The organism is Burkholderia sp. Bp9142 (assembly GCF_003853415.1).
GTDB lineage: Bacteria > Pseudomonadota > Gammaproteobacteria > Burkholderiales > Burkholderiaceae > Burkholderia.
Genome location: NZ_QTPP01000048.1, coordinates 44,653 through 60,200, shown reverse-complemented (window position 1 = coordinate 60,200; position 15,548 = coordinate 44,653). Strand labels below are relative to the sequence as shown.

13 protein-coding genes are annotated in these 15,548 nt (G+C 67.3%); 1 reads left to right on the top strand and 12 read right to left on the bottom strand.

The window, feature by feature from the left end; all coding sequences use genetic code 11:
- Positions 1-143 precede the first annotated feature (143 nt).
- The 12 genes from DIE22_RS33625 to DIE22_RS33565 form a co-directional block, all read right to left on the bottom strand.
- Positions 144-1,547, bottom strand: a complete 1,404-nt coding sequence (locus DIE22_RS33625; protein ID WP_124607092.1) for an MBL fold metallo-hydrolase RNA specificity domain-containing protein — start codon at positions 1,545-1,547, stop codon at positions 144-146.
- A gap of 136 nt (positions 1,548-1,683) precedes the next feature.
- Complete coding sequence (locus DIE22_RS38415) at positions 1,684-1,830, bottom strand: hypothetical protein (RefSeq protein WP_185640749.1); 147 nt, start codon at positions 1,828-1,830, stop codon at positions 1,684-1,686.
- 31 nt (positions 1,831-1,861) lie between these two features.
- Positions 1,862-2,047: a DUF2964 family protein gene (locus tag DIE22_RS33620; RefSeq protein ID WP_124607091.1), complete on the bottom strand. Its 186-nt coding sequence runs from the start codon at positions 2,045-2,047 to the stop codon at positions 1,862-1,864.
- Between the two features lie 155 nt (positions 2,048-2,202).
- A complete protein-coding gene (locus DIE22_RS33615; RefSeq protein WP_124607090.1) occupies positions 2,203-3,327 on the bottom strand; it encodes an ABC transporter permease in 1,125 nt (374 codons plus the stop codon).
- Between the two features lie 2 nt (positions 3,328-3,329).
- Positions 3,330-6,143 (bottom strand): ribosome-associated ATPase/putative transporter RbbA, encoded by a 2,814-nt coding sequence (gene rbbA / locus DIE22_RS33610; RefSeq protein ID WP_124607089.1) that lies wholly within the window; start codon positions 6,141-6,143, stop codon positions 3,330-3,332.
- Positions 6,140-7,213: an HlyD family secretion protein gene (locus DIE22_RS33605; RefSeq protein ID WP_124501877.1), complete on the bottom strand. Its 1,074-nt coding sequence runs from the start codon at positions 7,211-7,213 to the stop codon at positions 6,140-6,142. Before DIE22_RS33605 ends, rbbA begins: the two co-directional genes overlap by 4 nt.
- Complete coding sequence (locus DIE22_RS33600; RefSeq protein WP_124607088.1) at positions 7,210-8,703, bottom strand: efflux transporter outer membrane subunit; 1,494 nt, start codon at positions 8,701-8,703, stop codon at positions 7,210-7,212. The genes DIE22_RS33605 and DIE22_RS33600 overlap by 4 nt, the downstream gene beginning before the upstream one ends.
- A 440-nt stretch (positions 8,704-9,143) precedes the next feature.
- Positions 9,144-10,094 carry a universal stress protein gene (locus tag DIE22_RS33590; protein WP_124501874.1) on the bottom strand — a complete coding sequence of 317 codons (951 nt, stop codon included), beginning with the start codon at positions 10,092-10,094 and terminating at the stop codon, positions 9,144-9,146.
- Between the two features lie 246 nt (positions 10,095-10,340).
- Entirely contained in the window at positions 10,341-10,925 is a 585-nt protein-coding gene (locus tag DIE22_RS33585; RefSeq protein WP_124501884.1) for a hemerythrin domain-containing protein, read from the bottom strand.
- Between the two features lie 785 nt (positions 10,926-11,710).
- Positions 11,711-12,715, bottom strand: coding sequence for a hypothetical protein (locus tag DIE22_RS33575; protein WP_124501873.1), 1,005 nt, complete (start codon positions 12,713-12,715; stop codon positions 11,711-11,713).
- 100 nt (positions 12,716-12,815) lie between these two features.
- Positions 12,816-13,643, bottom strand: a complete 828-nt coding sequence (locus tag DIE22_RS33570; RefSeq protein ID WP_124607087.1) for a hypothetical protein — start codon at positions 13,641-13,643, stop codon at positions 12,816-12,818.
- 120 nt (positions 13,644-13,763) lie between these two features.
- The gene (locus DIE22_RS33565) at positions 13,764-14,351 is read right to left on the bottom strand and encodes a tetratricopeptide repeat protein (protein WP_124501871.1); all 588 of its coding nucleotides are present in this window, start codon (positions 14,349-14,351) and stop codon (positions 13,764-13,766) included.
- A gap of 375 nt (positions 14,352-14,726) precedes the next feature.
- Here DIE22_RS33565 and DIE22_RS33560 point away from each other — a divergent pair, with 375 nt between their 5' ends.
- Complete coding sequence (locus tag DIE22_RS33560) at positions 14,727-15,338, top strand: TetR/AcrR family transcriptional regulator (RefSeq protein WP_124501870.1); 612 nt, start codon at positions 14,727-14,729, stop codon at positions 15,336-15,338.
- Positions 15,339-15,548: the final 210 nt, after the last annotated feature.

The window sequence follows — 15,548 nt, the reverse complement described above, 5'->3', positions numbered from 1 at the left end:
CCGCGGCGGGCCCCCCGCCACCCCCTTTTTTTTTTTTTTTTTTTTTTTGGTGGGGGGGGGGGGGGGGGGGGGGTGGGGGGGGGGGGGGGGGGGGGGGCCCCCCCCCCCCCGCGCGCCCGGCGACTCGCCTGCATCGCCGTGAGTCAGGACGACAGCGCGGCGGGTTCCTGCGTGCCGCCGGTTTCGACTTCGTCAAGATCGGCGCATTGCTCGTAGATCGGCACCTCGCACGGCCAATGCAGCGTCTCCGTGATGCGCCGGCGCAAGGCATCCGCGGCAGCGGGTTCGCCATGCGTGATGAAGGTCCGGACCGGCGCGCACTGCATCGTGCCGAGCCACTTGAGCACCTCTTCGTAGTCGGCATGGGCCGAGAGCGTCGTGATCGACTCGACCTGCGCACGCACGCGGACGTATTCGCCGTGAATCTTCAGCGTCGGCTCGTGCGCGGCGAGCGCCGCGCCGCGCGTGCCGGCGGCCTGGTAGCCGACCAGCGCGATCGTGTTGCGCGCATCCGGCGCATAGCGGGACAGGTGATGCAGCACGCGCCCGCCCGTTGCCATGCCGCTGCCGGCGATGATGACCATCGGGCCATGGTGTTCGGCAATCGCCTTCGACTGCTCGACCGACCGGATCATCGTGGCCGCGTGGCCGAGCGCGTTCGCTTCGGAAACGGTCAGCCGGTGTTCGAGGACATGGTGGCGATAGATCTCGGTCACGTCCGTCGCCATCGGGCTGTCGAGGAACACCGGGACGCGCGCCATGCGGCCGGACGCCTTCAGCCGCGCGATGTAGTGCAGGATTTCCTGCGCGCGGCCGACGGTGAAGCAGGGCATCACGACGAGCCCGCCGCGCGCGAAGGTCGTGTCGAACAGCGCGGCGAGTTCGTTCTCGGGATCCGACGTCGGGTGCAGCCGGTCGCCGTAGGTCGATTCGACCACCAGGTAGTCCGCATGCGCGGGCGGCCGCGGCGGCTGCATGATCGGATCGTGATACCGGCCGAGATCGCCGGAGAACGCGAGCACCTTGTGATCCCAGTGCATCACGACGCTCGCCGCGCCCAGGATATGCCCGGCCGGCAGCAGGCGGAACGCCAGGTCGCCGCCCAGCGCGGTGCATTCGTCGAACGCGACGGGCTTGAGCAGGCTCAGCGCGCGCTGCGCGTCGTCCAGCGTGTACAGCGGTTGCGCCGGACGATGCTTCGAATAACCGTGCCGGTTCGCGAAGTCGGCTTCCTCTTCCTGCAGCCGCGCGCTGTCGCGCAGCATGATGTCGCAGAGTTCGGCCGTGGCCGCCGTGCAGTACACGGGCCCGCGAAATCCTTCGCGCACCAGCACCGGAAGATAGCCGGCGTGATCGATATGCGCGTGTGTGAGCACGACCGCGTCCAGCGTGTCGGGCGCGAGCGGCAGCGCTCGCCAGTTGCGCAGCCGCAGGTTCTTCGTACCCTGGAACAGGCCGCAATCGACCAGGACGCGCCGGCCGCCGTGCTCGACCCGATACTTCGAGCCGGTCACGGTTTCGGTCGCGCCGAGAAAAGTCAGTTTCATGGATCGCCTCGCGCGGAGTCGACGGAACGATAAGGCGATTACAGCGCGAACGCGCGCGCGACGGTTGACCGAAATCAGGAATTGCGGGATTCCGTGGCCGGCCGAGGTTTCCGGGCGGCGCGCGGTTTGATGACGGTCAGGCTTCGGTCCCGGCGGCGGGAGGATAGTGATACGGTGCGCCGCCGATGCCGTTCGCGATCGTCGTCACGGCCGGGGCCATCACCCGCAGCTTCGCGCTGTAGTCGACGAGCGGCTTGAGCGCGCAGCGCGGCATGCCGGTCATGAGGTCGAATGCGACGAATCCGGCTGTTTCGCTATCGCTCGCCGGGGGCCGGATTCGGCTGCGCGACGAACGCGACGATGCCCGAAACCAGCGTCATGAGCGCGTACGTGACGACCCGCTCGTCGATCAGCATCGCGTGCACGACGCCGAGCAGCGACGCGAGCGCGATGAACACACAGAGGGTCGCAAGAACGCTTCGGTAGTGCGGTCGAGTCATGACGTTCTCCCGGAAAGCGGCCGGCGGCACGGTTGCGCCGCAACCGCGGCTGCCACGGCCTGCGCAACGCATGGCGTCATGATCGCGTGCCGCGCTCCGCCCCGGTTGATCTGTATCAACGGACAAATCCCGGCCTCGCGTGATCGAGGGGGCAATCAAGTCATCTGACCAATCGTCTTGCGGAATCGCCTCAGCGACAGCAGGAACAGCACGCAGCCGATCGCGAACAGCGCCGCGAACTGCATCCAGACCGCACCGAGCCCGGCGCCCCGGTACAGGATCCGTTGCGCGAGCTCGACGAAATGGGTGGTCGGCGCGGCCAGCATGATGTCCTGCACGGCGAGCGGCATGCTCTCGCGCGGCGTCAGCCCGCCCGACAGCAGTTGCAGCGGCAGCAGCACGAGCACGAGCAGCATCCCGAACTGCGGCATGCTGCGCACGAGCGTCGCGAGATAGATCCCCATCGACGTCGTCGCGAACAGGTGCAACGCCATGCCGGCCACGAACAGCGGCACGGACCCGGGAATCGGCACGTGCAGCGCGCCGCCCACGACGAACGTCAGCGACGCGACGGCAGCGGCCGCGACGACGAGCCCCATCGACCAGACCTTCGCGAGCATGATCTCCGCGGCGGTCACCGGCATGACGAGCAGATGCTCGATCGTGCCGTGCTCGCGCTCGCGAATCAGCGCGGCGCCGGTGAGGATCATCGACAGCATCGTCACGTTGTTGATCAGCTCCATCAGCGCGCCGAACCAGACTTCGTCGAGATTCGGATTGAAACGCATCCGCATCGCGAGACCGACGGGCGGCAACGGCGTACCGCGCTGGCGCCGCACGAATGCGTCGATCTCGCCCGACACGATCTGCTGGACGTAGCCGCCGCCGGTGAACGCCTGCGTCATGCGCGTCGCATCGACGTTGAGCTGGACCGTCGCATGGCGGCCGGCCAGCACGTCGCGCTGGAAATCCGGCGGAATGTCGAGCGAGAACGTGTAGTCGCCGTTGTCCAGGCCGCGATCGGCCGAGCCGGCGTCGACGATCGGGGGCGGCGCGAACTGCGGCGGAAAGAACGCCGCCGCGATGCGCGCCGACAGCGGCGACGCATCTTCGTCGACGATCGCGATCGGCACCTTGTGCAGCGTTTCCGGACGCGCGGTGGCGGCGACGTAGATCGACGCGCTGAACGTGTAGACGATGAGCGCGAGCAGGATCGGGTCGCGAGCGAGGCTCCAGAGTTCCTTGACGCCGAGCCGGAAGATGGCGAGCAGGCGCGACATGGTCAGCGCTCCTGCTTGCGGAGCAGGACGCCGGTCATGACCAGGATGACCGGCACGGCCGCAAGCATCGGCCAGAACTGGGACGACAGGTCGGCCGGGCCGAGCGCCTTGTTGTACACGCCGCGGCTGATCGCGAGCATGTAGGTGGCCGGATAGATCGTGCCGATCCACTTGCCGCTGCCCTCGAGCGACGACAGCGGCGTGAGCAGCCCCGAGAACTGCACGACGGGGATCAGCGTGCCGACGATCGTCATGAAGATCGCGGCGATCTGGCTGCGGGTAAACGTCGACGCGAACAGCCCGATGGCGGTGGCCACGACATTGAAGATCAGCACCGCGGCCGCCAGCGTCGCGAAACTTCCCTTGATCCGCACGCCGAACACGACGTCGGCCAGCACGACCATCAGCAGGAAATTCAGCATCGCCAGCATCACGTACGGCGCCTGCTTGCCGAGCAGGAATTCGGCCCGCGTGACGGGCGTCACGTACAGGTTGACGATCGACCCGAGCTCCCGTTCCCGCACGACGGCGAGCGCCGTCAGCATCGCGGGCAGCATCAGCAGCAGCATCGGCATGATCGCCGGAATCATCGCCGGCAGGCTCTTGACGTCGGGGTTGTAGCGATAGCGGATCGCGATGTCGACGGCCGGGACGAGCGACACGCCGAGGCGGCGCTTCGCCTGGTCGCGCAGCCAGTTTTCGTGCATGCCGGCCACGTAGCCGCGGATCGTCTCCGCACGCATCGGCATCGCGCCGTCGACCCACGCGCCGATTTCCACGGGCCGGCCGCGCGCGACGTCGCGCGCGAAACCGGGCGGGATCTCGATCGCGAGCGACAGCCGGCCGTTACGCATGCGGCGCTCGAGGTCGCGGTCGTCCGCGAGCGGCGCACGCGGCACGAAGTAGCGGGAACCGGCGAGGTTCTGCGCATAGTCCTGGCTCAGGATCGACTGATCGCGATCCAGTACCGCGAACGTCAGGTTGTCGACGTCGAGACTGATCCCGATGCTGATCACGCACATCAGGACTAGCGAACCGAACAGCGCCAGCGTCGCGCGCAGCGGGTCGCGTCGCAGTTCGAGCACTTCGCGCCACAGATAGCTGCCGGCGCGCGCCGGGCTGAACCATGCGGCGCCGCGGCCGGCGCCGGCCGCCGCGGGCGGCGCGGCGAGCCAGCCGGCGTCGGACGACGCATCGGCCGGCGTGCCGTCCGTGCCGTCCGCACGTTGTGCGTCGCTAAGGTAGCCGATGAACGCGTCCTCGAGCGTGGCGGCGCCGCGCAGGCGAACCAGTTCCGCGGGCGCGGCGCTCGCGAGCACGCGGCCCGCATGCATCAGCGAGATGCGGTCGCAACGGGCGGCCTCGTTCATGAAGTGCGTCGAGATGAAGATGGTCACGCGATCATTGCGCGCGAGCTCGATCATCAGCCGCCAGAAGTCGTCCCGCGCGACGGGGTCCACGCCCGACGTCGGCTCGTCCAGGATCAGCAGCTCGGGCTTGTGCACCATCGCCACCGCGAGGGACAGCCGCTGCCGCATGCCGAGCGGCAGGCGCTCGGGCAGCGAGTCGAGTGCGTCGGCGAGCCCGAAGCGCGCGACCATTTCGGCCACCCGTGCGGGTACGTCCGGTTCCGCCACGCCGAACAGGCGCGCGTGCAGCACGAGGTTCTGCCGGACGGTCAGTTCGCCGTAGAGCGAGAATCCCTGCGACATGTAGCCGACGCGCCTGCGCGTGTCGATGTCGTTCGCGGCGACCGGCCGGCCGAACAGCGTCGCGGTGCCTTCGGAGGCGGGGAGCAGCCCCGTGAGAATCTTCATGGTCGTCGACTTGCCGCAGCCGTTGGAGCCGAGAAAGCCGAAGATTTCGCCGCGGCGGATCTGCAGGCTCACGTGGTCGACCGCGACGAAATCGCCGAACCGCATCGTCAGCGCATCGGCCTCGATCGCGTAGCCGGCGCCCGGATCGGGCTGGTACGGCTCGATCCGGACCGGCTGGTGTCCGTGCCGGCGATCCTCCGGGAGCAACGCGATGAACGCGGCTTCCAGCGTGTCGCAACCCGTGCGGGCGAGCAGTTCGCCGGGGCTGCCCGTCGCCAGCACGCGGCCGGCGTCCATCGCGATCAGCCGGTCGAAACGCCGGGCCTCGTCCATGTACGCGGTGGCGACCAGCACGCTCATCGCCGGGCGCGCGGCGCGAATGCGTCCGATCAGCTCCCAGAACTGCGCGCGCGAGAGCGGGTCGACGCCGGTCGTCGGTTCGTCCAGGATCAGCAGGTCGGGATCGTGGATCAGCGCACAGCACAGGCCGAGCTTCTGCTTCATGCCGCCGGACAGTTTGCCGGCAGGGCGATCCAGGAACGGATGCAGGCCGGTGCTGTGCGTCAGCGCGTCGATCCGGCGGCGCCGCTCCGCCGCGTCGTGGCCGAACAGTCTCGCGAAGAACTGCAGGTTTTCCTCGACCGACAGCGTCGCGTACAGGTTCCGGCCGAGGCCTTGCGGCATGTAGGCGACGCGCCGGCATACGCGGGCGCGATGGCGGCGCGACGACAGATCGCCGTCGAGCGTCCATACACGCCCCTGCTGGATCGCACGCGCGCCGGCAACGAGCGCGAGCAGGCTCGACTTGCCGACACCGTCCGGCCCGATCAGCCCGATCATGCGGCCGGCCGGGATCTCGAGCGTCACGTCGGCGAGCGCGTATTTGTCGCCGTAGCGCAGCGACACGCCGGACAGCCGGGCGACCGTGCCCGGATCGGCCGGCGCCGGCAGGCCGTCGATCGAGCCGGCATCCGTATCGGCAGGCGTCGTCGATTTCATTGCGGCACCCGGATCGCGAGACGATCCGGCCAGCCTGCGTGCGGGTCGGTCTTCAGCCACGCGACGCCCGGCAACCCGGTCTTGACGAGTTTCAGGTGGCGCTGCAACAGATCGCGGTCGATGCGTGCCTTGACGCGAAACATCAGCTTCTGCCGCTCGGTGGCCGTCTCGACCGTCTTCGGCGTGAACTGCGCGGTGCTCGACACGTAGGACACGCGTGCCGGAATCACGTATTCCGGCGCCGCATCGAGCACGATCCGCACGTCGGCGCCGAGCGGCACCCGGCCCACGACCGCTTCGGGCAGGAAGAACGTCATGTACACGTCGGACAGGTCGACGACGTTGAGCACCTTGCCGCCTGCCGGCAGGACCTCGCCCGATTCGGCGATCCGATACTGGACGCGCCCGGCGCGCGGCGACGTCAGTTCGCTGTCCGCGATATCGGCCCGCACGCGCGCAACGGTCGCCTGCGCGGCCGTCACGGCCGAACGCGCCGCGACGAGCTGGGCCCGCGTGGCATCGATGGCGGCCTGCGCGGCTTCGACCTGGGCCCGCGCGGCATTCACGGTCGCCCGCAGGCTGCCGGCACGCGCGCGATCGTCGTCCAGTTCCTGCATCGACGACGCACCGTCGCGCGACAGCGTCTCGGACCGCGCGAGCCGCCGCGTGGCCGCATCCAGCTCGCTTTCCCGCTGCACGACGACGGCCGCGGCCGCGGCCTTGTCACTGCGGCGCTGCGCCACCTGCGCGTCGATGCTCGCCGCGGTGTTGACCGCCTGTTGTGCCCGGGCTTGCGCTTCGTCGAGCTGCGCCTGCAGGACGACGACGTCCATGCGTGCGAGCGGCTGGCCGGCCGTCACGAAATCGCCTTCGTCGACGAGCATGGCGGTGACGCGCCCGGGCAGCTTGGTCGCGACGTCGATTTCGGTCGCCTCGATGCGGCCGTTGCCGCTGACGAGGCCCGCATCCGCCTGTCCGTCGCGCCAGCGCGTCCAGCCGTAGTACGCGAGGCCGATCGCGAGCACGGCCGCACCGACACCGATCAGAAGAGGGCGCTGGATGATTTTCATGGTTGGGAAGCCGAGTCTGTCGAAAGAGGGGGCGGTGCCGCGGCAGTCCTGCCGGTGCCGATCGTCCCGCCGCCCAGCGCGCCGTACAGCGCGACGCGGCTCGACAGCAGCGCACGGCGGGTCATGACCAGTTGCTGCTCGGCGTTCATCAGGTCCCGCTGCGCATCGAGCACTTCGAGGAAGCGGGTGGCGCCGCTGTCGTAGCGCAGCTTCGCCAGGCGCGCCCGCTCGGCCTGCGAGGCCAGCGTGGCACGCTCGATCGCGACCTGGTCGGCGAGCCAGTGGCGCGCGGCGAGCGCATCGGACACGTCGCGGAACGCACGCTGCAGCGTCTTCTCGTACTGGGCGAGCGCCTCGTCGCGTTGCGCGCGCGCGAGCGCGAGATTCGACCGGTTGCGGCCGCCATCGACGAGCGGCAGCGTGACGTTCGGAATCACCGACCACACGCCCGACCCGGACGACAGCAGCGCATGCAGTGCGCTGCTTCCCGAACCGATCGAGCTCGTCAACGCGATGCGCGGGAAGAAGGCAGCACGCGCCGCGCCGATGTTCGCGCGGGTTGCCTGCAGTTCGTGCTCCGCCGCGATCACGTCCGGACGCCGGGTCAGCAGCGACGACGGCAGCCCGGGGGCGAGCGAAGGCATCACCGCGCCGTCGTCGAGCGCGAGCGGCGTGTCGGCCGCATCCGGCGGCGCACCGACGAGCAGTGCCAGTGCATCGGCCGCCGCGGCGCGGGCCTGCTGCAACTGGACGCCGAGCGATTCCGCCTGCTGCAGCAGAATGTCCGATTGCGTGAGGTCGAGGCGCGAGATCGCGCCGGCCGCGTGACGCAGCCGGAAAATCCGCAGCGACTCGCGCCGCGTGTCGACCGTCGCGCGGGTCAGCGCGATGCGTTCGTCGATCTCGCACAGGGTCAGATAGGCGTCCGCTACCCCGGTGACGACGCTCAGTATCACTGCCTGGCGGGCCGCGTCGCTCGCGAGGTAGCGCTGGAGCGCCGCGTCCTTCAGGCTGCGCACGCGGCCCCAGAAATCGAGCTCCCACTGCGTTTCGGCCAGCTGGACTTCGTAGACCTGGCCGATGACCGGCGCCGGCGAGAGCAAGCCGCCCGGCGTGCGAAACCGCGCATAGGCCGCGCCCGCGCCGATCGTCGGCCATTGATCGGCACGGCGGATGCCGTGGACGGCACGCGCCTGCTCGACGCGCGCGACCGCCGCGCGCAGATCCCGATTATTGGCGAGCGCCTGCCCGATCAGCGCGCGAAGGCGCGCGTCGACGAAATAGGCCTGCCACTCGGGCACTTGCGCCGCCGGTGTCGCGTCGGCGGACGGATCCGGAAAGGATGCGGGAATCGGTGCGGCGGGACGCTCGTCCGGTGGCGCGAGCGACACGCATCCCGACAGCAGCCCCATGCCCGCGGCCAGCGCAACGGCACGCAGGCGTCGCGCGACGGCAGGGTGAAAGCGAACGGGAGGCGCGGCAGCGCGCATGGAGGTGCCTCGTCGAATACGGGAATGCTGGATGGCGCCGCCTCGGGGGCGTCGCCGCTTCGGACTCGTTTATATCCGACGATTACCGGGTTTCCCCTTGATCTGCGTCACTCGCGCGGGAATACGTTTCGAGCGGTCCCTCGCTTGACGCGCGTGCCGGAGCGTGCGCCGGGCGGTCGCGACGCGTCGTGACGGCAGGCCGGCCGCGGTATGCAGCACGGTCGGTGCCGGCGACAGTTTCGTCGGCGGCATGGTCTGGGCGCTGGCGGGCGGCGTGCCGTTGGAGGGTCGCGGACACGCCGCACGACGGGCCGGACGTCATGCAGGTGCAGGCGATGCAGCGTGTGCTGTACGGGCTCGAAGCCATCGTGCGCCTGCATTGCGCGCAGGAGGAGGCGCTGTTCCACGCGGTGGGAACGGAGGCGCGACAACGAAACGCGTCACGCGCGACGTGCGTTTACGAGAAGAAGCGGCGTTTTCGTGATCCGCGCAACGCGTGCGGCCACGCTGCCAACCACCCAGCCCGCCGCACCTCGCCGTCCATGGGTGCCCATGACGATCATGTCCGCATTCCAGTCGATGGCGTCGCGCGCGATGATGTGCGAAACGTCCGCGCCTTTTCGATCCGTTCGGATCAGTTCCGATTGCGCTTGTCCGGCCACGCCATCGAGCAGGGTCATGGCTTTTTGCAGCGCTTGATTGCCTTCGCCGATCAATGCCGCTTCCAGCGTCTCGACCGGGACGAAATCACCCAACGACACCGGGCGATCGAGGACGTATATCGCACGCAATTCGGTGGTGGGCCTCGCGAACGTCAATCCGGTTCGCAACGCGTGGAACGCAACCGGACTGCCGTCGACAGCAAACAGCATGCGCCGCGGCAGGTGTTCGGCAACCGGCGCAAACCCCTCGGGAACGATGAGCAGCGGGCAGCCGACGAGTTTGCCGAGCGGGCCGGAAACCGTTCCTTCGATCCATCCGAGCAAGCCATGATGCTGACGTGCGCCGACGATCAGGAGTTCGGCTTGCCACGCTTGCGCACTGTCGGCCAGCACATGCACGATATCTGCGCCATGCGTGGACAGGTCGATGACTTCCGTGTCGACGGCGATGTCGTCGCGCTGCATGGCGCTTTTGGCGCGCGACAGGGCGTCGGCGGCATCTGTCAGCAATTCGTCGCGCGCCGATTCGAGAAACGCCATCGATTTCGATCCGCGCGGGACGAGTGTGCGCGGATTGTCGGCAACGCTCACGATGTGGACCGATGCATTCGACGGCACGAAGCTTCTGGCATACGCGAGGGCGTGATCGGATGCGATCGAGCCGTCGATGGCGATCAGTACCCGTTGGGGAGCGAGAACTGCCTGGCGGGGTGAGGTGCGGGTGCTCATGAATGCCTCCCGATGGCAACCGGCGATCGTCCGTACGGCGATTTTTCGCCCGTCCGGCTTTTACCGGCTTGACCTTCGTCAAGCGCGTTCGTCATCGCGGTGCAACGGGGGAGGATGAGGAATCAGCCGGTGGCTGCCTGGAAACCGTGCCTGGGTCAGTGCGTTTGCTTCGCCGGATCGAAGTCTTCGGGAATGGAACACGCACGACATGACCGGCCGTCCATCGACCGATGCAACCGAACGAGGCTAGCTGGCTTCGTGATCCGGGATGGCATGGACGATCATCGAGAACAGTCTTTCCAGATCCTCTTCCGGTTTCTCGCCGTCGAACGGGTCGCGATTCGCTGCAAAGGCGGCATCGATCTCGGCCCAGTCATCCGTCGTCAACAGACGTTTGGCGGCCGGCAAGATCAGTGTTTCTTCCAGGCACCGATGGTCCGCATGGAACTCCGCATAATCGTCCATCAGCGCGCCCAGCGTGTGAAGTGCGGAGGCCCCCTTCAACTCATACCGGGTCAGCGCATGCTCGAGATTTCTCAACTTCATGTCGCCTTGATCGTGCTGAGCCTCGAGTTCATCAAGGACGCTGTCGAACTCGCTGGTTCGCTCCCGCAATGGCCTGAACAGGTAGCGATCCTCTTTGGGATGATGTATCTGCTGCGGGTATTCCCGAATATAGTAAAGCATCGCCCGAAACACGATGAGGCCCGGAACGGGGGCACCGGCAACAAGCAGATGGACGAAGCGTCGCATGCCGTCGATAACGACGGACAACTGCACGTGTTCCTGGAGGATGACGGCTACTGCGCTACGCGGCCCGAGCAACGGCATTTCAAACTCCACGGCGGGAACGGAACAACCCGCGGCTTGCGGCTTGCGGCTCGCTGCGACTGCAAGCACGCAACCCGGTTTCGATACCTCCATATTGGTCATGCACGGTTCGCCGTCAAAGCGCGCGAACGCCGCGGCGTTGATGAGGATCAACGGACAGCGCTGTGTGTTCGTCCGGCGGCCGCTTCGAGCGACGAAACGCTGGCCGGCCGCTGGTCCGATGTTTGCCGCCGTCCTTGCAGCCACGAGGCCGCAACGCGCCCGTTACAGCGCGCCATGTTTCCCGCTTCACCCGATATCGTCGGCCTGACCCCGATGCCGGCCTGAACGCGTCGGCCATGGGAGGATGCGCGGAAGAATGTTCTTCGTATGGATCAGACGGTGCGCCAGCGCGCCGAGGACGTGCAGGCCGACCAGCGCGGCGGGCCCGTATGCCGTCAGCGCATGCAGTTCTCCCAGCCAGTGTTGGCGGGCATTTCGCATACGTCGACGGGCTGAACGGAACGGGGTTCGGCGTGCGTGTCACGTGACCGGTGTCGGTCTGACTCCCTGGCATCGGCGACATGACGGTCAACGCAGGTGCGCGCATACGCGGTGCCGGGCCGGCCCGTGTCTTTCAGGCCGAATGCAGCCGCGAGGCGAAGCTGGCATTGCCTTCAGCTTGAGCGGAGCCTGCTGTCGCTCCGGCAGGCCGGGGCGGCGCATCCGAGGTACGCGGTTCGACCCGCGCGGAACACCCGGCAAGGGCCGGCCCGCGCGATGCGCGCCGGGTCGGCAGCGTCCGCTCAGTTCTGCGTGAGCGGATTCAGCGTCGTGCACAGGAAACCCGTGCAGTTTCCGGCCTTGAAATAGAAAGGCGCCTGCTGCATCGCCGCCGGCGGCGGCGCGCTGAACGCCAGTTCACCGAGATACGCATTGCCCTGCGCGCCGTAATCGTTCGCCTGCTGCACGAAGTTCGCGCCGGTCGACTGAGTCGCGGCCGACTGGTACGTGAAGGTCGACGACTGCATCTGGTCCTTCACGTAGATCCACGACATCGTGCTGCCGAACACTTGCCCGCCCTTCGCGCGATAGCCCTTCGCACCTTCGCTGTTGGACTGCGCGATGAAGTCGTTGATGCTCGCCGCCGGGGTCAGCGCATCGTACGTATAGGTCGCGTTCGACGCGTTGTTCTTCATGTAGACGTTCGCCTGCACCGATCCGACGACCATCGCGCTGAAGAACCAGTAGCCCGACTGGCCCTGCGCATTTGCCTGCGTGAGGAATGCGTTCGGATCGGCCGGCAGGCCCGTCGTCGTGTACGTGTAGGTCGCCGACGAACCGCCGTCCTTGCGATAGAGATAACCGTAACCGTACGGTCCTTCGTAGCGATAGCCGTTCGCGCCCTGGCCGTTGGCCTGGCCGAGGAAGCCTGCCCAGTCGGCCGGCGGCGATTGCAGTTGATACGTGTAGGTCTGGGCGGTGCCGTCGTTCACGAAGATCGAGCGCGTGCCGCCGCTGGCCGCGTCATAGTAGTAGTCGCCGAGATAGCGGTAGCCCTTCGCGCCCTCGCTGTTGAGGAGCGTCAGGAAGCCCGGGCCGTCGGCCGCGGGCGTCTGCGCATCGTAGCGCCACGTCAGCGTGCTGCCGCCCGAGCCACCGGTCCCTCCGCTGCCGCTACCGCCGGCGCCACCGCTGCCGCCGTTGTCGCTCGTCCCGCCGCCGGATGCGGCGGGCGAGGCATTGTCGTCGCCGCCGCCGCAAGCGGTCAGCGCCAGACAGGTCAGTGCAATCAATGTAGCGGCTTTCATCAGGATCACCTCGAAACGAAAAGGACGAACGGAGCCGGTACGCGCGGACAAGTCATGTACCGGAAATCGGCCGGTGGCAAGCACCACCGGGCCGGGGACGTCAGTTGACCTGCAACTGGCCGCCGCGGCCGAGGCCGCCCTTGACGTCTTGCGCCTTGTAGCTGCGCAGCGCGACGACCATCTTGTTCCACGCGTCGATGAACGCGACGACCGTCGCCTTGCCTTCCGGCGTCGTCGAGAAACCGGCCAGGCCGCCGCCCACGCCGCCGCCCAGGCCGCCCAGCGCCGCGCCGTAGTTGGTCGCCGTCGAGCTGCCTTCGGCCGCCGCGATCTGCACGGACGAGCGCACGTCGAACAGCGTCAGCGTCACGACCGACGCCTTCGTCTGCAGATGGCCGGCCACCGCCGCGACCGCGCCGTTGCCGATCAGCCCGCCGATCATGCTGCCGATGCCGCCGATCGGCGAATCGTTGATCACGATCTGCGGTTCCATGTAGTAGTCGGCCGCGACGCGCTGGCCTCTCTGCTGCTTCGAGCCCGCGCGGTATTCGCCCGAGTTGCGCTGCAACTGCGTGATGCGCGACAGGCGCGCGTCGGTCTTCTGGTTGCCGAGCGACGTGATCACGAAGCAGTTCGACTGCTGCACGGCCAGCCGCAGCAGCGGATCGATGCTCGTCACCTTGGTCGCACTGCCGAACGGGCCCCACCAGTCGGCGTTGCGGCCGTCGTCGACGGCGATCGTGCCGAGCGGCGACGCACAGCGCTGCAGTTGCGAATCGGCACCGGCGCTCGTGCCGCCCGCGGCGGCACCGGTCACGCCGGCGTTCTGGCCGCCGGGCGTCACCATGCCGCCGCAGCCGGCGACGGACGCGCAAAGCGCTGAAACCAGCGCATCTCGAGTGAGACGTTGGGAAAGGTTGGTCTTCATGTCGTTATCGATCGATAGAGTCGTTGTTCGGCTTATGTGTTCGTGCGAACGTCGATAAGCCCCCCGGCGTGGCGCGCGATGGTGGTCTCCCCGCGGCGGCCCCCGTTGCTTTCGGCCCGGTCAGTAGTACCAGTACGTCTGCTGCCAGACGCCGTAGTACGGATAGCCCGAGTACCAGTAGCCGTAATAGACGTCACGCCATTGCGTGCGCCATTTCCAGTCGTCCTCGTCTTCCTGCTTCGCCTTGCGGGCGAGTTCGAGCAGCTTTTTCGATTCCTTGTCGCCGCGGCCCGCCGCGATCGACAGCCACTTGTCCGCTTCGCGCGAATCCGAGCCCATCTCCTCGAGGCCGAACAGGTAGAAACTTCCGAGCGCCTTCTGCGCGTTCAGGTCGCCGCGCTCGGCGGCGTCGCGCATCCACTTGAGTGCCTGATAGCTGTCCTGGCGCACGCCGTCGCCGCGGAAATAACGCAGGCCGAGGTCGTAGGCGGCCTTCGGCTGGGTCTTCGCGGCCTGCTTCAGCGACACGATGCGCGGATCTTCGTGGTCGTCCGAATCGCGCCTTTTTTGATAGGAGACCTGATCTTTAGGGCGATCGGAACAACCCGTGTCATCGCAGATCCGGACCGTTTTGCTGGTAATGGACGGATCCTGCGCGCACGCGGCCAGCAGCAACAGCAGCCCCCGCGCCAGTAAACGGCGAACCATTTTTGCTTTCCCCACGTGTCGTTTGCGCCGTACTGCTTCGCGCTATCCCACCCCGCGAGCGCGCACTCGGCGTGGTGCACGGCGAGGCGAATGCAATTCGTCAACGTCGGCACACAGCCAAGTCTCTCTCAGGCTCTCTTTTCGGCATTGCCACATCAATGCAACAGCAGAAAATATCGATCCTTATTTTCTCGGTTCAAATGATACATATCGGTCTATCCAATAGTCAAGGCAACTTGCAATTCAGTTTGCCGGATGAGGGGAGGTGTGTCGGTTCCTTTTTCAGGCGAGCCGGAAGGGCAGGCGTAAGTGGACGGGACAATGTTAGAATAATCGGTCTACACGGTATGAAGCCTCGAGGAGGAGGACCCGGTCGTGAGAGCCAACAAACGCCAGCAGGTGGTAGACAAAGCGACCGAACTGTTCTCCAGGCACGGTTTCCATCCTGTCGGTGTCGACTGGATCATCGACGATTCCGGCGTTGCCCGAATGACGCTCTATCGGCATTTTCCGAGCAAGGACGAACTCATCCGCGAAGTGCTGGTTCAGCGTTACGACCTGATCGTCGGCAGCATCGACGCGCAACTGCAGCACGTGCGCGACCCGGTCGAGCGCGTCAAGACGATCTTCGACTGGTATGAGGCCTGGTTCAATACGCCGGAATTTGCCGGCTGCCTGTTCGAGCGCGCGTTGGCCGAATTCGGGACCGCTTATGCGCCGATCTCCGACGTCGCGATCCGCTACCGCCGCACAATGGTCGAATGGATCGCCGAACTGCTCGAGCCGCTCGTGGTGCCCGAAACGGCAAAACGGCTGGCCGGCGTCTACATGATGCTGCTCGACGGTGCGACGGTCGACGCGCGGGCGTTCAACGATTCCGCGTCTGCCGGGCGCGCATGGCAAGCGGCGAAGTCCCTTCTCGAACAGGAAATGTGCGCCACCAACCGGTCCGCGACAGATGCGGACGGCGCAACGCAGCCTGCCTAGCACGCTGACCACGGTTCGCCGACAGTGGCGAATGGATCCGCCAAGCGGGCAACCTGCACGGCGCGAGCACGCGAACAGCGCCGGTTCGCGACGTCGTGCATCGCGCGAGCGCCACCTCCCGGTTCGTCTTTGCATCCGACACCCCGCGCGTCCTGGATCGATGCGCTGCGCCCGCCCGCCTTCGGTTCGTGGTGACGATCGGTCAGGTAA

Excerpts from the sequence above, each read along its gene's own strand:
- DIE22_RS33585 (WP_124501884.1), bottom strand. The coding sequence starts at position 10,925 with ATGCCGTTGCTCGGGCCGCGTAGCGCAGTAGCCGTCATCCTCCAGGAA.
- DIE22_RS33620 (WP_124607091.1), bottom strand. The coding sequence starts at position 2,047 with ATGACTCGACCGCACTACCGAAGCGTTCTTGCGACCCTCTGTGTGTTC.
- DIE22_RS33600 (WP_124607088.1), bottom strand. The coding sequence starts at position 8,703 with ATGCGCGCTGCCGCGCCTCCCGTTCGCTTTCACCCTGCCGTCGCGCGA.
- DIE22_RS33605 (WP_124501877.1), bottom strand. The coding sequence starts at position 7,213 with ATGAAAATCATCCAGCGCCCTCTTCTGATCGGTGTCGGTGCGGCCGTG.
- DIE22_RS33615 (WP_124607090.1), bottom strand. The coding sequence starts at position 3,327 with ATGTCGCGCCTGCTCGCCATCTTCCGGCTCGGCGTCAAGGAACTCTGG.
- DIE22_RS38415 (WP_185640749.1), bottom strand. The coding sequence starts at position 1,830 with ATGACCGGCATGCCGCGCTGCGCGCTCAAGCCGCTCGTCGACTACAGC.
- DIE22_RS33590 (WP_124501874.1), bottom strand. The coding sequence starts at position 10,094 with ATGAGCACCCGCACCTCACCCCGCCAGGCAGTTCTCGCTCCCCAACGG.
- DIE22_RS33575 (WP_124501873.1), bottom strand. The coding sequence starts at position 12,715 with ATGAAAGCCGCTACATTGATTGCACTGACCTGTCTGGCGCTGACCGCT.
- DIE22_RS33570 (WP_124607087.1), bottom strand. The coding sequence starts at position 13,643 with ATGAAGACCAACCTTTCCCAACGTCTCACTCGAGATGCGCTGGTTTCA.
- rbbA (WP_124607089.1), bottom strand. The coding sequence starts at position 6,143 with ATGAAATCGACGACGCCTGCCGATACGGATGCCGGCTCGATCGACGGC.
- DIE22_RS33565 (WP_124501871.1), bottom strand. The coding sequence starts at position 14,351 with ATGGTTCGCCGTTTACTGGCGCGGGGGCTGCTGTTGCTGCTGGCCGCG.
- DIE22_RS33625 (WP_124607092.1), bottom strand. The coding sequence starts at position 1,547 with ATGAAACTGACTTTTCTCGGCGCGACCGAAACCGTGACCGGCTCGAAG.